The 17,660-nt window shown below is 68.4% G+C and carries 19 protein-coding genes; 8 read left to right on the top strand and 11 right to left on the bottom strand.

What is annotated here, in order from left to right; all coding sequences use genetic code 11:
* Positions 1-85: 85 nt before the first annotated feature.
* On the top strand, positions 86-346 hold the full coding sequence (locus tag GON01_RS01590; protein WP_157025344.1) for a type II toxin-antitoxin system Phd/YefM family antitoxin: 261 nt from the start codon (positions 86-88) through the stop codon (positions 344-346).
* Entirely contained in the window at positions 343-792 is a 450-nt protein-coding gene (locus GON01_RS01585) for a PIN domain-containing protein (protein ID WP_258558452.1), read from the top strand. The genes GON01_RS01590 and GON01_RS01585 overlap by 4 nt, the downstream gene beginning before the upstream one ends.
* Here GON01_RS01585 and GON01_RS01580 read toward each other — a convergent pair.
* Positions 758-2,251: an anthranilate synthase component I family protein gene (locus tag GON01_RS01580; RefSeq protein WP_181600167.1), complete on the bottom strand. Its 1,494-nt coding sequence runs from the start codon at positions 2,249-2,251 to the stop codon at positions 758-760. The genes GON01_RS01585 and GON01_RS01580 overlap by 35 nt on opposite strands.
* Positions 2,248-4,191 carry a peptidyl-prolyl cis-trans isomerase gene (locus GON01_RS01575; RefSeq protein WP_157025338.1) on the bottom strand — a complete coding sequence of 648 codons (1,944 nt, stop codon included), beginning with the start codon at positions 4,189-4,191 and terminating at the stop codon, positions 2,248-2,250. Before GON01_RS01575 ends, GON01_RS01580 begins: the two co-directional genes overlap by 4 nt.
* Positions 4,192-4,309: 118 nt before the next feature.
* Here GON01_RS01575 and tpiA point away from each other — a divergent pair, with 118 nt between their 5' ends.
* Positions 4,310-5,053 carry a triose-phosphate isomerase gene (gene tpiA / locus GON01_RS01570; RefSeq protein ID WP_157025336.1) on the top strand — a complete coding sequence of 248 codons (744 nt, stop codon included), beginning with the start codon at positions 4,310-4,312 and terminating at the stop codon, positions 5,051-5,053.
* A gap of 152 nt (positions 5,054-5,205) precedes the next feature.
* Here tpiA and GON01_RS01565 read toward each other — a convergent pair whose 3' ends face one another.
* Together GON01_RS01565 and GON01_RS01560 are read right to left on the bottom strand one after the other, a co-directional pair.
* Entirely contained in the window at positions 5,206-5,661 is a 456-nt protein-coding gene (locus tag GON01_RS01565) for a vgr related protein (protein ID WP_157025333.1), read from the bottom strand.
* An 18-nt stretch (positions 5,662-5,679) separates the two neighbouring features.
* Complete coding sequence (locus tag GON01_RS01560) at positions 5,680-6,132, bottom strand: copper chaperone PCu(A)C (protein WP_157025331.1); 453 nt, start codon at positions 6,130-6,132, stop codon at positions 5,680-5,682.
* Between the two features lie 154 nt (positions 6,133-6,286).
* Between GON01_RS01560 and dnaK the strand changes: the two genes are divergently transcribed.
* Both dnaK and dnaJ read left to right on the top strand, forming a co-directional pair.
* The gene (gene dnaK, locus GON01_RS01555) at positions 6,287-8,209 is read left to right on the top strand and encodes a molecular chaperone DnaK (protein ID WP_157025329.1); all 1,923 of its coding nucleotides are present in this window, start codon (positions 6,287-6,289) and stop codon (positions 8,207-8,209) included.
* A 143-nt stretch (positions 8,210-8,352) separates the two neighbouring features.
* Positions 8,353-9,465 (top strand): molecular chaperone DnaJ, encoded by a 1,113-nt coding sequence (gene dnaJ, locus GON01_RS01550; protein WP_157025327.1) that lies wholly within the window; start codon positions 8,353-8,355, stop codon positions 9,463-9,465.
* Here dnaJ and GON01_RS01545 read toward each other — a convergent pair.
* Positions 9,443-10,114 carry a DUF2306 domain-containing protein gene (locus tag GON01_RS01545; protein ID WP_157025325.1) on the bottom strand — a complete coding sequence of 224 codons (672 nt, stop codon included), beginning with the start codon at positions 10,112-10,114 and terminating at the stop codon, positions 9,443-9,445. The genes dnaJ and GON01_RS01545 overlap by 23 nt on opposite strands.
* A 208-nt stretch (positions 10,115-10,322) precedes the next feature.
* Here GON01_RS01545 and GON01_RS01540 point away from each other — a divergent pair, with 208 nt between their 5' ends.
* Positions 10,323-10,748: a globin family protein gene (locus GON01_RS01540; protein WP_157025323.1), complete on the top strand. Its 426-nt coding sequence runs from the start codon at positions 10,323-10,325 to the stop codon at positions 10,746-10,748.
* An 11-nt stretch (positions 10,749-10,759) separates the two neighbouring features.
* Here the strand turns inward: GON01_RS01540 and purB are convergent, their stop codons facing one another.
* Positions 10,760-12,076 (bottom strand): adenylosuccinate lyase, encoded by a 1,317-nt coding sequence (gene purB, locus GON01_RS01535; protein ID WP_157025321.1) that lies wholly within the window; start codon positions 12,074-12,076, stop codon positions 10,760-10,762.
* Positions 12,077-12,259: 183 nt separating this feature from the next.
* Here purB and GON01_RS01530 point away from each other — a divergent pair, with 183 nt between their 5' ends.
* On the top strand, positions 12,260-12,766 hold the full coding sequence (locus GON01_RS01530; RefSeq protein WP_157025319.1) for an EF-hand domain-containing protein: 507 nt from the start codon (positions 12,260-12,262) through the stop codon (positions 12,764-12,766).
* A 41-nt stretch (positions 12,767-12,807) separates the two neighbouring features.
* Here the strand turns inward: GON01_RS01530 and argC are convergent, their stop codons facing one another.
* From argC to GON01_RS01510, 4 genes are all read right to left on the bottom strand, one after another.
* Complete coding sequence (gene argC, locus GON01_RS01525) at positions 12,808-13,746, bottom strand: N-acetyl-gamma-glutamyl-phosphate reductase (protein ID WP_157025317.1); 939 nt, start codon at positions 13,744-13,746, stop codon at positions 12,808-12,810.
* The gene (locus GON01_RS01520) at positions 13,743-14,681 is read right to left on the bottom strand and encodes a C40 family peptidase (protein WP_181600200.1); all 939 of its coding nucleotides are present in this window, start codon (positions 14,679-14,681) and stop codon (positions 13,743-13,745) included. The genes argC and GON01_RS01520 overlap by 4 nt, the downstream gene beginning before the upstream one ends.
* Entirely contained in the window at positions 14,584-14,937 is a 354-nt protein-coding gene (locus GON01_RS01515; protein WP_157025715.1) for a MarR family transcriptional regulator, read from the bottom strand. The genes GON01_RS01520 and GON01_RS01515 overlap by 98 nt, the downstream gene beginning before the upstream one ends.
* A 137-nt stretch (positions 14,938-15,074) precedes the next feature.
* Positions 15,075-16,475 carry a leucyl aminopeptidase family protein gene (locus GON01_RS01510; RefSeq protein ID WP_181600166.1) on the bottom strand — a complete coding sequence of 467 codons (1,401 nt, stop codon included), beginning with the start codon at positions 16,473-16,475 and terminating at the stop codon, positions 15,075-15,077.
* 84 nt (positions 16,476-16,559) lie between these two features.
* Here GON01_RS01510 and GON01_RS01505 point away from each other — a divergent pair, with 84 nt between their 5' ends.
* Positions 16,560-16,997, top strand: coding sequence for a hypothetical protein (locus GON01_RS01505; protein WP_157025313.1), 438 nt, complete (start codon positions 16,560-16,562; stop codon positions 16,995-16,997).
* Positions 16,998-17,148: 151 nt separating this feature from the next.
* Here GON01_RS01505 and GON01_RS01500 read toward each other — a convergent pair whose 3' ends face one another.
* Entirely contained in the window at positions 17,149-17,607 is a 459-nt protein-coding gene (locus GON01_RS01500) for a PA2169 family four-helix-bundle protein (protein ID WP_157025311.1), read from the bottom strand.
* Positions 17,608-17,660 lie beyond the last annotated feature (53 nt).

The raw sequence follows: 17,660 nt of genomic DNA, 5'->3' as shown, positions 1-17,660 counted from the left end.
ATAGCCGCTCCCGCCGCTTCTGCGAAGGAGCGGAAATCCGAGGCCGACGCTTGCGCGGCGGACAATAATAACTACAGTAGTGATTATGCAGGATCAGGTCGTCAGCGCCGCCGAAGCCAACCGCAGCTTTTCCAAGCTGTTGCGTGCCGCCCGCAACGGCCAGCGCATCACGATCACGTCGCACGGCGAGCCGGTCGCCGTGCTCGGACCCATCGCCGAAGACGCCGAGAAGAAGGCGCGAGCCGATGCGGCCTGGGCCAGGATGAAGGAGCGCTGGGCAAAAACGGAGCCGGTAACGATCGGGCCTTGGACGCGCGAAGACATTTATGACGAGGTTACGCGCTGACGCGCTACGCTCTTGATACGAATATCCTGCTCTATGTGGAGGGGATGGAGCGCTCACCTGCCGATCGTCCCAAGATCGCCTTAGCGCAAGAACTGACCGCCTCATTGCGAGAGGGGCGCCCACTCGTGGTTTCAACCCAGGCGCTCTCGGAACTTCATTTCACGCTCATCAGAAAGGGCGGCCAATCGCGCGGGGAAGCTGCACGCATCATTAGTGATTGGCTCGGCAGCTGTGAGGTTCGTGGCGTAACCGAAGAGGTCATCCGCAGCGCTTGCACATTGGCAGAGCTGCATCGGCTGCAAACCCATGACGCCATCATTTTGTGTTCGATCGCCGGCCACGCCGACGTGCTCCTGTCCGAAGACATGCAGGACGGCTTCACCTGGAACGGCGTGCGGGTCGTAAATCCCTTTACTGACCGAAGCCTGGTTCCGATGCCCTCCTGACCGCCTCGCGGGCGGCGGCGAAAAGGGCGCCGGCCTTGGCTTCGCATTCGCGCTGCTCATAGGCCGGGTCGCTGTCGGCGACGATGCCGGCGCCGGCCTGCACGTGCATCGTGCCGTCCTTCACCACGGCCGTTCTGAGCACGATGCAGCTGTCCATCGATCCGTCGGGCGAGAAGTAGCCGACGCCGCCGGCATAGGCGCCGCGCGTCTCCGCCTCCAGCTCGGCGATGATCTCGCAGGCGCGGACCTTGGGCGCGCCGGATACGGTGCCGGCGGGGAAGCCGGCAAACAGGGCGTCCAGCGCGTCGCGGTCCTTCGGCAGGCGGCCGACCACGTTCGAGACGATGTGCATCACATGGCTGTAGAGCTCGACCGCGTAGCTGTCGGTGACGCGCACCGATCCCGCTTCCGCGACGCGGCCGACATCGTTGCGGCCGAGATCGAGCAGCATCAAATGCTCGGCCCGCTCCTTCGGGTCGGCGAGCAGGGAGTCGCGATTCTCCGCGTCCTCGGCCGCCGATCGCCCGCGCGGTCGCGTGCCGGCGATCGGGCGGATGGTCACTTCGCCGTCGCGCGCGCGGACCAGAATCTCCGGGCTGGACCCGATCAGCGCGAAGCCGGGCAGGTCAAGGAAATAGAGGAATGGGGATGGATTGATCCGCCGAAGCGCGCGGTAGAGATCGAACGGGGGCAGCGCGAAGGGTGCGGTGAAGCGCTGCGCCAGCACGACCTGGAAGATGTCGCCGGCGAGGATATAGTCCTTCGCGCGGGCGACCATCGTCTCGTACTGCCCCTCAGCAAGTGCAGGATTGTGCTCCGGCGACGGCCGGAGCGCTGCGTCCAGAGCTCCGGCCTTCGCCGGAGCACGTTGATGCAGCCGCGCCGCCGCGGCGTCGATCCGTTCCCACGCATCCGCGACACGCGTCGCCGGGTCACCGGCGCCGGGCCAGAGCGGCGCCACGAGGAACAGCTCGTCCGCCAGCCGGTCGAACACCAGGATCAGCGTCGGCCGCACGAACAGCATGTCGGGCAGGTCGATTGGATTGGCGGGCGGGCGGGGAAGGCGCTCGATCAGGCCGATCGTCTCATAACCGAAATAGCCGACCAGGCAGGCCAGCGCCGGCGGCAGCTCGGGCGGGACCTCGGCACGGCAACGCTCGACCAGCGCGCGCAGCGCGGCGATCGCGCCGCCCTCGACCGGCGCCCCGTTGATCTCGGCCGCGTCGCCGCGGGCGCGAAAGATCAGGTCGGGGGCAAGGCCGATCAGGCTGTGCCGGCCGCGCGTCTGGCCCCCTTCGACCGATTCGAGCAGGAAGTCGCCGCGCCCGCTTTCGATCAGCGCCAGCGCGGCCGAGACGGGCGTGTCGGTGTCCGCGATCTGGCGCCGCCAGGCGAAGGCGGCGCGGCCCGCGGCGAGCGCCCCGACCGTTTCGTCGTCGTCGCTGCGATCGCGCGTCACCGGCCGCCGGCGCCGCCGATCAGCTCGGCCTTCAGCCGCGCCACGGCCGCCGGATTGATCTCGACGCCCACCGCCTTGCGCGCCGCGGTCGCAAGCTGCTGGCCATATTCCTGCCCGAGCACCGGCGAGAATTGCACGCGCGTCGCTTCGATAAGCTGCGGCTGGCTGGCCGCATTGCCGGCGATCACATCGTCGAGCGTGACGACGTACCAGCCGCTCTTGTCCGGCGCCTCGACGACGCGCGCCTTGCCGCGCGTCAGCGCGAACAGCGCCTCCATCTGCGGCTGGGGCTGCGCGCCGTCGCGCAGCAGCTCGCCGCGGCGCCCGCCGAGCGCAGCGGCGGCCGGCAGCGAGGTGCCGGCCGCATTCACGGCCTGGGCAAGCGGGGTTCCGGCATTGAGCTTCGCGGCGATCGCGTCTGCCGTCTGGCGCGACGCGGCAAGGGCGCGCTCGGCTGCGAAGTCGGCGGCGACCTTGTCGCGGATGGAGGCCAGCGGCCTCGGCGTCGGCGGCACCACGCTGTCAGTCTTGACGACGGCGAACAGCTTGTCCGGCACCACCTGCTCGGTGACCGGATCGTCGCCGCTTTCCATGCCGAAAGCGGACTTCATCACGGCCGCCAATTCCGGTGCCACCGGCGCGTCCGGCGCATCGGGGTTGCGGCCGTCCTTCAGCAGCGCCGGCGTGGTGACGGGCTTCAGCTTCGCGGCGGCGACGACTTCGTCGAAGGTCGACCCGTCGGCGATCGAATCCTCGATCTTCGCGATCGCGTCGGCCAGCGTCTGGTCGGACTTTGCCTTTTTCAGCTGCTCGGTCAGTTCGCCGCGCACCTGGTCGAGGGTCTTGCCGGGGACGGCAGTGATGCTGTCGACGCGGACCACGTGCCAGCCGAGGCCGGACCGGGCCGGCGCCGCGACCTTGCCCTGCGGCGTCGAAAACACGGCGGCGGCGATCGCCGGCGAGCTGACCCCGGCATAGGCGTCGCGCGTCTGGTCGTTCAGCGTCACCGATTCGAGCCCGGCCGCGCGCGCCGCCTCGGCCATCGACGTGCCGGCGGACACCTTTGCGGCGAGATCGCGCGCCGCCGCCTCGCTCGGCAGGATCACCTGGGTGATCGTGCGGGTCTCCTTCGGCGCATAGTCAGCTTTCTTCGCTTCATAGGCCTGGGCGATCTCCGCCTCGCTCGGATGGGCGGCGGCCTCGAAGTCGGCGCGGTCGATCAGCGCATAGCGCGCGACGCGGCGCTCGGGCGTCGTGTAGCGGGCGATGTTCTTGCGGTAATAGGCCTGCAGCTCGGCATCGCTGGGCGGCGGCGCCTTCATCGCGGACACGGGCACCAACTGCGCGCGGCCGCTGCGCTGCTCCAGCAGCATCGACGCATAGGGCAGGGTCAGCGTCGCCGGCGCCAGCGACGCGCCGGTCACCGGCACCAGCAGCTGGGTGAGGTAGAGATCGCGGGCCAGGTCGGCGCGGACCTGCTTTTCGGATACGCGCTGGCGGTAGAGGAACGCCTCGAAGGCGCTCTGGTCGAATCGGCCGTTCAGGCCCCGGAACGCGGGCGCGGAGGCGATCTGCGCGTCCTCCATCTTGCGGCTGACGCCAAAGCCCTGCTGCTTCGCGAATTGCTCCAGCGCGGCCCCATCCGCGAGCTGCTGCAGGATCTGGTCGACGCTGCCCTGGCGCACGAAGTCAGCCATCGTCAGTTCGGGCTGCTGCTGCCGCGCCGCCTCGAACGCGCGGCGGACGCGGTCCTGCAGCTCGACATAGCCGATCCGCTGGCGACCGACCTTGGCGACGGTGTCGCCGGTCGTGCCACCCATGCCGCCGGTGATGTTCTGCATGTCCATCATGACGAACCCAAGGCCGATCATCGCGCCGACGATCGCCAGCGCGACCAGCCCGATCTTGGAGTTCGACAAGCGACGGAAGGAGTTGAGCATTGCGTATCCAGAACAGCCGGGAAAAGCGGTGCTTTAGAGAGCCGCCGGGAAACCGACAAGCTTGCGCGTTCAGCCGGGCTTCCTCTAACCGCTGCGCATCCGTTGGAAAGGGAGTGACATGACGCGACGCAAGCTGGTGGCCGGCAATTGGAAGATGCATGGCAGCCTGGCGCAGCTGGCCGAGCTGGACGGCATCGCCGCCGCCGCGCGGGCGAACCGTCGGGTCGACGTCGCGATCTGCCCGCCCTTCACCCTGATCGGCGCCGCCGCGATGCGCGGCGATCTCGCGATCGGCGCGCAGGACTGCCACCAGAATGCCAAGGGCGCGCACACCGGCTGCGTCTCGGCCGAGATGCTGAAGGAAGCGGGCGCGAGCCTCGCGATCGTCGGCCATAGCGAACGCCGGACCGACCAGCGGGAGAGCAACGAGGACGTGTGCGCCAAAGCGCGCGCGGCGATCGGCGCCGGGCTGATCGCGATCGTCTGCGTCGGCGAGACCGAGGCCGAGCGCGATGCCGGCCGCGCGGTCGCGGTCGTGGAAGCGCAGCTCCAGGGCTCGATCCCGGCCGGCGCGAAGGCAGCCGAGCTGGTCGTCGCCTATGAGCCGGTCTGGGCGATCGGCACCGGCCGCACGCCGACCACGGGCGACGTCGCCGCGATGCACGCCGCCATTCGCGCCAAGCTTGGCGCCTTACTGGGGGCCGAGGCGGACGCGGTGCGCATTCTCTACGGCGGCTCGGTCAAGCCGTCGAACGCCGCCGAGCTTATGACGGTCGCCAATGTCGACGGCGCGCTGGTCGGCGGCGCCAGCCTGACGGCCGCCGACTTCGTGCCGATCATCGAAGCGGCGGCACGAGCGTAAATCCTCCCCTGCTGTGCAGGGGAGGGGGACCGCGCGAAGCGCGGTGGAGGGGCCCGGAGCGTAGCGGAGGGTGTTTCCGCCCGCTCCGCGGCCGGCCCCTCCACCTCCGGCTTCGCCGGCGGTCCCTCACCCTCGCTGCGCGAGGGGAGGATTTAGAACGGCAAAACCGTTTCGTATTGCGCGAGCGGCGGGGCGCCGCGCACGGCTGCGCCCTGGCGCAGTAGGAAAGCGTGGCGGACGATCTCCGCCTGCTGCTCCAGCCCGTAGCGGACAAGCGGCCAGCCCGGCTTCAGCGCATAATCGTAGCGGCAAAAGGGGTGGCGGGCGAGCGGCAGGAAGATGCCGCGCTGATGCTGCCACACATGCGTCAGCTCGTGGATGAACAGGCTCTGGGTGCCGAGGTCATGGGCCGCGAAATCGTCGCAATAGAGCCCGCCTTGCGGATGGAACCAGATATGGCCGTCCGGCGCCATCGTGACCCGGCGCGGCTGGAACGGCCACCATTTGGCAGCGTGAACGCGGACGCGGTCATAGTCGATCGCGCCGCCGAACATGGATGCGGCGAGATTGCGCTCGGCGGCGGTCAGCGGGCGGCCCTTATCGCGCATGCCGCCCCGGCAGCTCCGTCACTTGCCTCCCGGGGCCGCGTCGCCCATCGCGAGCAGCGGCGCGTCGGCCTCGATCCGCTCGCCGTTGGAAAAGGCGAAGGTCAGCTTCACCGTCTTGGGCGGCGCAAGGCCCGGATTGATCTTCCACAGCATCACGTGGAGGCCGCCCGGCTCGAACTTGACGATGCTGCGCGCCGGGATCGGCACACTGGTCAGCCGCTTCATCGAGGCCATGTCGTGGGCCTTCATGCTCTCGTGCATTTCGGTGCGGATCGCGACTTCGGTCGAAACGTCGATCAGCTTCACGTCCTGCTCGCCGCCGTGCACGGTGAAATAGGCGGACGACGGATTGTCCGGCACCGGCGAGAAACGGATATACGCGTCGGTCACGTTCAGCTGCGGCTTCTGCCCGCAACCGGCAAGCGCGACGGCGGACAATGCGGTCAGTCCGAGCAGGGCGAAGCGGGTCATCAGCGGCAGCCTCCGTTTGGGAATGACGGTTTCTCTACGATTTGGCTCTCCTTGCGACAAGGACAAGCCGCCCTATATCGCCACCGTTACGCGGGCGGCTGCCGTTTGGGCGGCGGCCTGAACGATATCGAGCATAGGGGCACATAGAGGAACAATGGCCAAAGTCATCGGGATCGATCTCGGCACCACCAACAGCTGCGTGGCCGTGATGGAGGGCGGGAAGCCCAAGGTTATCGAAAATGCCGAAGGCGCGCGCACGACGCCGTCGGTCGTCGCCTTCACCAAGGACGGCGAGCGGCTGATCGGCCAGCCGGCCAAGCGCCAGGCGGTGACCAATCCTGACAACACGATCTTCGCGGTGAAGCGCCTGATCGGCCGCCGCTTCGACGATCCGGTCACCAAGAAGGACACCGAGCTGGTGCCCTATCACATCGTCAAGGGACCGAACGGCGACGCGTGGGTGCAGGCGGGCGGCCAGGACTACTCGCCTTCGCAGATCAGCGCCTTCACGCTGCAGAAGATGAAGGAAACGGCCGAGGCCTATCTGGGCGAGACCGTCACCCAGGCGGTGATCACCGTCCCGGCCTATTTCAACGACGCCCAGCGTCAGGCGACCAAGGATGCGGGCCAGATCGCGGGCCTCGAGGTGCTGCGCATCATCAACGAGCCGACCGCGGCAGCGCTCGCCTATGGCCTGGAGAAGCAGGACGGCAAGACGATCGCCGTCTATGACCTTGGCGGCGGCACCTTCGACATCTCGATCCTGGAGATCGGCGATGGCGTGTTCGAGGTGAAGTCGACCAACGGCGACACCTTCCTGGGCGGCGAGGACTTCGACGCCCGGCTGGTCGAATATCTGGCGGACAAGTTCAAGGCGAAGGAGGGCATGGACCTCAAGAGCGATCGCCTCGCGCTGCAGCGGCTGAAGGAAGCGGCCGAAAAGGCCAAGATCGAGCTGTCGTCGGCACAGACGACCGAGATCAACCTGCCTTTCATCACCGCGCGGATGGAAGGCGGCGCGACGACGCCGCTCCACCTGGTCGAGACGATCACCCGCGCCGACCTCGAAAAGCTGGTCGAGCCGCTGATCCAGCGCTCGATCGAGCCGGTCAAGAAGGCGCTGGCAGACGCCGGCATGAAGGCGTCCGACATCGCCGAAGTGGTGCTGGTCGGCGGCATGACCCGCATGCCGAAGGTCCGCGAAGTCGTGAAGAACTTCTTCGGCAAGGAGCCGCACACCGGCGTCAACCCCGACGAGGTCGTCGCGATGGGCGCGGCGATCCAGGCCGGCGTGCTGCAGGGCGACGTCAAGGACGTGCTGCTGCTCGACGTGACTCCGCTGTCCTTGGGCATCGAGACCCTAGGTGGCGTTTTCACCCGGATGATCGACCGCAACACGACGATCCCGACCAAGAAGACGCAGACCTATTCGACCGCCGACGACAACCAGCAGGCGGTGACGATCCGCGTGTTCCAGGGCGAGCGCGAGATGGCGGCGGACAACAAGCTGCTCGGCCAGTTCGACCTGGTCGGCATCCCGCCGGCGCCGCGCGGCGTGCCGCAGATCGAGGTCACGTTCGACATCGACGCGAACGGCATCGTCAACGTGTCGGCGCGCGACAAGGGCACCGGCAAGGAACAGCAGATCCGCATCCAAGCCTCGGGCGGGCTTTCGGACTCCGACATCGACCAGATGGTCAAGGACGCCGAGCGCTTCGCCGAGGAGGACAAGAAGCGTAGGGCGGCGGCCGAGGCGAAGAACAACGCCGAAAGCCTGATCCACACCACCGAGCGCCAGCTCGCCGAGCATGGCGACAAGGTCGACGCGTCGGTGAAGTCGGAGATCGAGACCGCGCTGGCGGACGCCAAGTCGGCGGTGGAAAGCGGCGACGCGGACCGGATGACCAGCGCGACCCAGACGCTTGCCCAGGCGGCGATGAAGCTTGGCCAGGCGATCTACGAGAAGGAACAGGCCGCGGCCGCTTCGCCTGGCGCGGAAGCCCCCGAGGGCGCCGCCGCGACGGACGACGACGTCGTCGACGCCGAATTTTCGGAAGTGGACGAGAACAAGGGCTAAGCCATGACCGTCAGCCGTCATCCCCGCGAAAGCGGGGACCCACCTTTTCTTCTTTGTCTTGAGGCGGATAAAAAGGTGGGCCCCGGCTTTCGCCGGAGTGACGGCTGGAAATCTGGCGACAGGCACTCTGCTCCGGGGTCAGCATGAGCACCGAAGTCGATTATTACGAGCTGCTGGGGGTCGATCGCAGCGCCGACGGGGCGACGATCAAGTCCGCGTACCGCAAGCTCGCGATGCAGCACCATCCCGACAAGAATGGGGGTTGCAAGGAAAACGAGGCCAAGTTCAAGGCGATCAGCGAAGCCTATGAATGCCTGAAGGACCCGCAGAAGCGCGCCGCCTATGACCGCTTCGGCAAGGCCGCGTTCCAGAACGGGGGCGGCGGCTTTCACCAGGCCGGCGCCGACTTCGAAGGTTTTGCCGACATCTTCGAGAGTATTTTCGGCATGGCCGGGCGCCAGGGCCCGCGCGGCCCGCAGCGCGGCGCCGACCTGCGCTACGATCTCGAAATCAGCCTCGAGAACGCGTTCCACGGCAAGTCGACCGAAGTCACGATCGACGTTTCCGCGCCCTGCGGCGCCTGTGCCGGCACCGGCGCCAAGTCCGGCGCCGGCGTGCGCGCCTGCAACACCTGCGGCGGCATGGGGAAGGTGCGCGCGCAGCAGGGCTTCTTCATGGTCGAACGAACCTGCCCGACCTGCCACGGCATGGGCGAAGTGATCGCCGATCCGTGCGGCGTCTGCTTCGGCGAAGGCCGGGTCGACAAGCAGAAGACGCTGTCGGTCACGATCCCGGCCGGAGTCGACGAAGGCACGCGCATCCGCCTCAGCGGCGAGGGCGAGTGCGGGCCGCGCGGCGCGCCATGCGGCGACCTCTACATTTTCCTGCACGTGGCGCGGCACCCGATCTTCGAGCGCGAAGGCACGACGCTCTACTGCCGCGCGCCGATCAGCTTCACGACGGCAGCGCTCGGCGGCTCGATCGAAGTCCCCGGCCTCGACAAGCAGCGCCATGAAATCCGCATCCCGGCCGGCATCCAGTCCGGCAAGCAGCTGCGCCAACGCGGCGCCGGCATGCCGGTGCTGAACGGCCGCGGCACGGGCGACCTGGTCATCCAGATCGAGGTCGAGACGCCGACCAAGCTGAGTTCGAAGCAGAAGGCGCTGCTTGAAGAGTTCCGCGCCACCGAAACCGGCGAGGAATGCCCCCAGAGCCGCGGCTTTTTCGAGAAGCTCAAAGGCATGTGGAGCGACTGAGGCGCCGCGCCTGCAGGCCGTCCGGAGATAGAGCGCGATCGGGGCGTGCCACGGGTGCGCCCTCTTTCCAGCGAAGCGCGATTTCGCAGGCGACCAGCGGTACGATCCAGTTCACCCAGATTGCCGCGGTCACGCCTTCGATCCCGAGCCAGGGATAAAAGTCGACGGTCGTCGCCAGGCGGCAGCCCACGAACGTCCAGCTTAGCACATAGCTGCGGATCATCCATTCCCGGTGCGATGCGAAGCGCCGGTTGCGGGCGGCGCGCCAGCCCATCGCGGCCACCGCGAGCCAGACGAGCGCGAGCGTTCCCGTCGCGACGTAGAGGCTCTGGGGCTCGTGCGGCACGGTTGCCGCCATCACGATCACCAGCAGCGCTGCGATCGAGCCGCTCAGCAGATAGGCGCGGCCGACCCATCGATGCCATCCAAGCGCGCGTCGATTCCAGCCGAGGAAAAGGGCACAGGCGCCGAGAGTGATCATCAGCACCCCGCCGGCAATGTGCGTCAGCAGGATCGGCAAGTGTTCGATATGCCTGGGCCAGCCGCGGCCGTCGACCATCGGCAGCACGGTCGTCCAGAGGACGAAAAGAGTCGACAGAATCGCGAAGCTAAAGACGGTGCCCGGCAAAGTGATCGACCGTGATTGCATGATTCCTCCCCGGAGAAATTCTGCCTTGGGCCGTCGCGATATTCAAGCGAGCAGGATTTCTTTCACGTCTGGACGCCGGGGGCGGTGTTTTTTCTGCTGGCGTCTTCTCGATTGTAACGAAGCGTCCACGTGGCCTATCTGGAGCGGGCCGCCGTCGCCGGCGGGTTGACTCCGGTGTCAGCAAGGCCATGCTGCGCCGGTGGGGAGCGTGGCGTCGCCTGACACGGAGCTGATGGAGGCGAGCCTGCTCGCCGCTGCCGAGGTGGGCACGCCGTTGCATGTGCCGCTGTTCGCGCGCTTCTTCGCCGCCTTCCCGGAGCGCCGGGCGAGCTTCCTGGTGCCCGAGGCCGCCGCGCCGCGGATGACCGACGAGACGCTGCAGATCATGTTCGGGCTCGCCGCGGGCGAGGCCTGGGTGTGGCCGTTCGTGTCCGAGATGGTGTCGATGCACCGCGCCTATGGCGACCTGCCTGTGGTCGAGTTCGACGCCTTCGTCGACATGGCCGTCGACGTGCTAGGCGAGGCCGCCGGACCCGCCTGGAGCGCGGACTGCGACGCGGCGTGGCGGCGGCAGGCGGATCGCCTCAAGCGCCTGATCATCGAGGCCCGCCAGGGCTGGGCCGCGCTCGCCTGAGGCGCTGTGCCTCAGGCGCTGCCGAACACCCGCTCGAAGATCGTGTCGACGTGCTTCAGGTGGTAGCCGAGATCGAATTTGTCGGCGATTTCGGCCGCTGACAGATAGCGCATCACGTCGGGATCGGCCTTGAGCAGCTCTTCCAGCGACAGGGCGCCGTCCGATTCCCAGACCTTCATCGCATTGCGCTGGACCAGCTTGTAGGCATCCTCGCGGCTTGCGCCGGCCTGGGTCAGCGCCAGCAGCACGCGCTGGGAGTGGATCAGGCCGCCCATCCGGTTCATGTTCTTCATCATCCGCTCGGGATAGACGAGCAGTTTGTCGACCACGCCGGTCAGGCGGGCGAGGGCGAAGTCCAGCGTCACCGTGGCGTCGGGGCCGATATAGCGCTCGACCGACGAATGGCTGATGTCGCGCTCGTGCCACAGCGCGACATTCTCCAGCGCCGGCGTCACATAGCCGCGGACCATCCGTGCGAGGCCGGTCAGGTTCTCGGTCAGCACCGGATTGCGCTTGTGCGGCATCGCCGACGAGCCTTTCTGCCCGGGCGAGAAATATTCCTCCGCCTCCAGCACTTCGGTGCGCTGCAGATGGCGGATTTCGGTCGCCAGCCGTTCGATCGAGGAAGCGATGACGCCCAAAGTCGCGAAGAACATCGCGTGGCGGTCGCGCGGGATGACCTGGGTGGAGACCGGCTCCGGCGTCAGCCCCATCTTGTCCGCCACATAGGCTTCGACGCGCGGATCGATATTGGCGAAGGTGCCGACCGCGCCGGAGATCGCGCAGGTGGCGACGTCGGCGCGGGCGGCGACCAGGCGCGCGCGGTTGCGCGTGAACTCGGCATAGGCCTCTGCCAGCTTAAGCCCGAACGTCACCGGCTCTGCATGGATGCCGTGGCTGCGGCCGATCGTCGGGGTGAGCTTGTGCTCGAAGGCGCGGCGCTTCAGCACCGCCAGCAGCGCGTCGATATCGGCGAGCAGGATTTCGGCGGCCCTGGACAGCTGCACCGCCAGGCAGGTGTCGAGCACGTCGGAGCTGGTCATGCCCTGGTGCAGGAAGCGCGCTTCCGGCCCGGTCCGCTCGGAAACATGAGTCAGGAAGGCGATCACGTCATGCCTGGTCTCCGCCTCGATCGCATCGATGCGGGCGATGTCGAAGTCCGGGCTGTTGCGGTGCGCCTCCCACACCTTCGCCGCCGCTTCCATGGGTACGGTCCCCAGCTCCGCCATCGCGTCGAGTGCGTGCGCCTCGATCTCGAACCAGATCCGGAAACGGCTCTCGGGTGCCCAGATGGCGACCATCTCGGGGCGCGAATAGCGGGAAATCATGCAGCTGCTCGTAGGGTGGGGTTTACGACGAGCCGGGCGATAGCAGGGACAGGAGACCCCCGCAAACGATCGCCATGCGGAACGAGAGGAACCATATGTAGGTTGACGTTCCGCTTCAACAGGGGAAGCGATTTCAACAACTTAACGTCAAATGAACAGACCGGGAAACACGAAGGAGTTCCGATGCTTAAGACATTGATGCTGGGTAGCGCGATCGCGATCGCTGCTCCGGCGCTCGCGCAGACCGCCGCGCCTGCTTCCACCAATGCCGCCCAGCCCGCAGCCGCGGCCCAGCCTGCGGCGGCAGCGACGCCGTCGACCACGGCGCAGCAGCCGACTGCGGCTGCCACCCCCGCGGCCACCGCGACGCCGGACGCGAGCGCGCAGAGCGCCGCACCGGCGGCAACGGCGGCGCCGGCTGCAGCCGCCGCCGAGCAGCCGGCCAATTCGGCCGATGCGGTCGCCGCCGTCGTCTCGGCCGACTGGTCGAAATATGATGCGGACAAGGACGGCAGCCTGTCCAAGGCGGAGTTCGGCGCCTGGATGACGGCGCTGCGCGAACAGAACCCGGCGCAAAAGGCTGCGGTCAAGGATCCGGAAGCCTGGACCACCGCCGCATTCGCGCTGGCCGACAAGGACAAGAGCGGCACCGTCAACAAGGACGAGCTCGCCGGCTTCCTGAAGGGCTGATCGCTGGCCACCTCCCCTCCCTTGCGGGGAGGGGAGTTACCTCACAGCTTCAACCCGCTCAGCTCGTCCAGGCCGAGCATCAGGTTGAGGTTCTGCACCGCCGCGCCCGCGGCGCCCTTGCCAAGATTGTCCAGCACCGCGACCAGCCGCGCCTGGCCGGCGCCGTGGTTGCCGAACGCGAACAGCTCCAGCGCGTCGGTGCCGGCCAGCCGTTCGATCGTGACCAGCCCCATCGCGTCCGCTTCCTCCGCGCTCGCGACGCGAACCAGCGGACGCCCGGCATAGGCGTTCGCAAGCGCGGTTCGGATTTCCGCCAGCGGCGGCGCGTCGGGCAGCGGCACCTCGACGATCATGCCGCGATAGGTCCGTGCGACCGCCGGCGCGAACAGCGGAGGCCGGTCGAGCCCGGCATGGCGCTGCATTTCCGACACATGCTTGTGCCCCAGGCCGAGCGCGTAAAGCCGGAAGGCGGTGTCGGTCGCGTCCGGCGCCTGCGCGTCCTCGAACGCGGCGATCATCGCCTTGCCGCCGCCCGAATAGCCGGACGTGGCATTGACAGTCAGCGGCGTCGCGGGATCGAGCAGCCCGGCGCGCACCAGCGGCCGGACGAGCGCCAGGAAACCGGTCGGGTAGCAGCCCGGGTTGGAAACGCGCGTCGCCGCCGCGACCCGCTCAGCTGCGTCGGGCTCGAGCTCGGGGAAGCCATAGGTCCAGCCGTCCGCGACCCGGTGCGCGGTCGACGCGTCGATGACACGGGTGCGCGGGTTGTCGATCAGCGCCACCGCCTCGCGCGCGGCGGCGTCCGGCAGGCAGAGAATCACCGCGTCGGCGTCGTTCAGCGCCTCTCGCCGCGCCGCCGGGTCCTTGCGCCGCGCCTCGTCCAGCCGGATCAGCCGCAGGTCGTTCCGGCCGGCGAGCCGCTCCGCGATCTCCAGCCCGGTCGTGCCGGCGCCGCCATCAATGAATACGCTTGCCGTCATGGCAGCACTCTCCGCCTGGCGACCGGCTCGCCCAGCCGCGCGATGATGACGTCCAGCGGCTCCTCGATGGTGCGCATCCAGTGGCCGTTGGCGTGGACCGCGCGATCGCCGCCGCTCGCGATAATGACATGATCGTCCCAGAACAGCAGGTCGCCGCGCCGGATCTCGCCGTCGGCGGCGCGGCCGGCCGTCCTCTGCTGGTCGCTGTCGCGCGGCAGCGCGATCCCGGCCAGGCCGAACACGACCTGGACCAGGCCCGAACAGTCGATCCCGCCAATGCCGCGCCCGCCCCACAGATAGGGTGTGTCGACCAGCCGCTCGGCCGCGGCGACGGGATCGGCGATCGCCTCCGCGACCGGCCGCAGCTGCTGGACCGCGACGAAGCCATCGCCGGTTTCAAGGAAATCGCCGTCGACGCGGCCCGCCAGCCGGCTGCCCATCGGCAGCACCGCGGCGACCGCCGAGCGGCTGGACGGTTCAGCGAACATCAGCGCGGTCCGGCTTTCGACGATGTGCGTCGCCTCTGCGGTTTCGGCCAGCGCCGCGGCGCGGACATAGCCGACATAGCGGTCATGCGCGCTATAGCCCCAGGCCCAGTCGCCGCTCCATTCCAGCACGGCAAAGCCCTCGCCCGGCAGCAGCTGGCTGATCCGCGTGCCCTTGCTGTCGGCGGACAGCATGTCCGCGCCGCCCGCTCGGCAGCGTCTCTCCTGTGGAACCGCGTAGTGCGGCGCGAACCACTGGCCGGCCAGCGCGATGTCGGCAAGGTCGCGGCGCGCCGCGTTCTGGCGATAATCGAGCGCCCGTGACGGACCGGTGAGCGCGAACGTCGGCCGGTCAGGCGTGCACCGGTTCGCGGGCTTCGCTGCGGTGGTTGCGCTTCTCGCCGCTTTGGCCGTTGCCGCCGCTGCCGATGAGCGCTTTGAAATGTTCAAGGAAATCCGCCCCTTCTCGCGTCGGCGCGACGAAGATGTTGCGGCGGTCCGCATCGTCGCGCTGGCGGCGCAGATAGCCGAGCGCGCCGAGGCGATTCAAGGCGCGGGTGACGACCGGCTTCGAAACATTGAGCGCCTTGGCCAGCCCGCGCACCGTATGGGGGCCTGGTTTCAGATAGACCAGCAACAGCAGGGCCATCTGCCGGTTGGTGAGATCGGGGTCGCCGGAGCGCACATAGGCGAGCAATGTGCGCATCCAGCTTTGTAGGCCGTTTTCCGCCACGGACACTCTCCTCCGCCATCCGCGCATCGGCCGGCGGCGATCCGGATGGCTCTACGTCTTGCCGTCCCGAACGCGTGGGCGGAGCGTCGGTTTCGCGAGAGTATCGAAAATTAGCTTGAGGAGACGGGAGCGTAGCGCTTGCGCAGCATTGCCCATGCAGCGCGCAGGCCCAGCGCTTCGCCTCCCTTCGGCCGCCCGGGCCGGGGCGCAGGGCGCCAGGCGAAGGTGTCGAGATGCGCCCAGGGCGTGCCCGGCTCCACGAAACGCTGCAGGAACAGCGCCGCCGTCACCGACCCGGCCATGCCGCCTTCGGGCGCATTGTCGATGTCCGCGATCTCGGAGCGAAGCATCTCGTCATAGCCGGCCCAGAGCGGCATCCGCCACAGCGGGTCGCCTTCGGCGGCGCCGGCCTCCAGCAGGTCGGCGGCGAGCATGTCGTCATTGGCGAAAGTGGCCGGGAGGTCCGGTCCGAGCGCAACGCGCGCGGCGCCGGTCAGCGTCGCGAAGTCGATGATCAGCGCCGGCTTCTCCTCGCCCGCCCGCGCGAGCGCATCGGCCAGGATCAGCCGGCCTTCGGCATCGGTGTTGCTGACCTCCACGGTCGGGCCCTTGCGGCTTCTCAGCACGTCGCCGGGCCGGATCGCGTTTCCGGAGATCGCGTTCTCCACGGCCGGGATCAGCAGGTGCAGCCGGACGGGCAGGCGCCCGCCCATCACGAGCCGCGCGAGAGCCAGCGCGTGCGCGGCCCCGCCCATGTCCTTCTTCATCAGCCGCATGCCGGCGGCCGGCTTGATGTCGAGCCCGCCGGTATCGAAGCACACGCCCTTGCCGACGACCGCGACCCGCGGATGGGCCGGATTGCCCCACTCCAGTTCCATCAGCCGCGGCGAGCGGTCGCGCGCGGCGGCGCGGCCGACCGCGTGGACCAGCGGATAGCCGTCCGCCAGCGCGTCGCCGGCGGTCGCCGCGACGGTGGCGCCGAAGCCGGCGGCGGCCTGCTCCACCGCCTGCTGCAGCTGGGCCGGCCCCATGTCCTCGGTCGGGGTGTTGACTAGGTCGCGGACCAGCGCGACCGCTTCGGCGACGCGCACCGTCTCCTCAATGCGCGCGGCATCCCCGGTCACCAGCACGCGCGGGCCGGCCGGCGCTTCGGGCTTCCGGTAGCGATCGAAGCGGTGCTGTGCGAGCAGCCAGCCGAGCAAAGCGCCGCCCGCTTGCCCCTCCAGCCGATAGCTGCCTTCGGGCAGGTTCTCGGCCGCCTTCGCCAGGCACCAGGGGCCGAGCGTACCGGCGCTCTCGACGCCGACCGCCACCGACCACTCCTCCGCGCCGTCGCCAGGCAGGATCGCCATCTCGCCCGGCTTTGCCGCGAAGCGCTGCGCCATGGCCGCGGCCTTGGCGCGCGGCGGCTGCGTCTTCAGCCAGTCGTCGAGACCGGCCTTGTCGACGGCGCGGATCGCGTGCGCGGCCTGGCCGCGATCGGGCTGAACGAGAGAGTCTAAAGCGCTCACTAACCAAGGTCCGAAAGGAGAAACTTAACGGCCCCTCGCACATTGGGGATGTGATCGCAAAGCGCGATCTGGGGAAGCGTTCGGATGCTCGTGCGGCTCGGCTTGGGGATGGTCATGGCGTGCACCGCCGCTACGGCTGCTCGCGCAACCGGTCCCGATCTCACCCTCGACGTTTCCAGCAACGATCGCGTCGGCCTGAACATCTCGGGCAAGGCCCGCACCCGGGTCTCGGCGGCGGTGGGTTTGTGGAGCGACGACGGCGCGGTGGAGTTCGGCGGCTTCCAGGACCGCATGGACCCGGCCATGGCGCGCGCGGCGGAACTGGTTTCCGGCCGGCCGATGCGGTCGCGCGGTCTGCGCCTGGGCGGCTCGCTGTACGAGGCCGGCCCCGAAGCGCGCGGCTGGTCGGTGGGAGTCGAGGCGCGGCAGCAATGGACCACCGACGTCGGCGCGGCGCTGGCCGGCTCGTGGCGAACCGCCAGCGACTCGCGCCTCTCGGTCAGCGGCAAGCTGAGATTCTGAGGCAAGATTGTCTCACGTCGACTGACCATCGCCATTGCGAGGAGCGAAGCGGCGAAGCAATCCAGCGGCTCGGCACGCGGACTGGATTGCTCCGCTTCGCTCGCAATGACTGGCTCGGGTCAACCCGAGCCGATCGCCCGCTGAAGGCCGTTCAGTGCGTGCCTTCCAGCGCGTGCTTCAGGTCGCGCACCCGGTCATGGCCGCGGCGCACCGATTCATAGCATTGCTGCACAACGCTGCGACATTCGGGCGACAGGTCGCCGCTGTTCATCGCGGTCTCGAACTTCTCCTTGATATAGTCCTCGCCGCGCTCGACTTCGTTGATGATCGCCTTGTCGTCGCGCCCGGTGATCGCCGATTTCAGGTCCACCCAGCCGCGATGCATCGCCGCAGCCGCGGAGCCGTCGTCCTCGGGATTGCCGCCGAGCCGCGACACTTCGGCCTGCAGCTTCGGCACGACCTGCTGCCGGTCCTGCGCCAGCTCGCGGAACATCGACCGGAAGCGCTCGCTTTCCACCGCCTCGGCCGATTCCTGATAGCCGTTGACGCTGTCGATCGTGGTCTTGATCAGAGAGTTGAGCGTCGAGATGTCCTTGTCCGATCCAATCATGATTGCCTCCGGTTGGTGTGCGCGGACAAGAACGCGCCGGGGCGACAATGGGT

The organism is Sphingomonas horti (assembly GCF_009753715.1).
GTDB lineage: Bacteria > Pseudomonadota > Alphaproteobacteria > Sphingomonadales > Sphingomonadaceae > Sphingomonas_B > Sphingomonas_B horti.
Note: the sequence above shows the minus strand (reverse complement) of the source record. Positions and strands in the feature narration are given on the sequence as shown.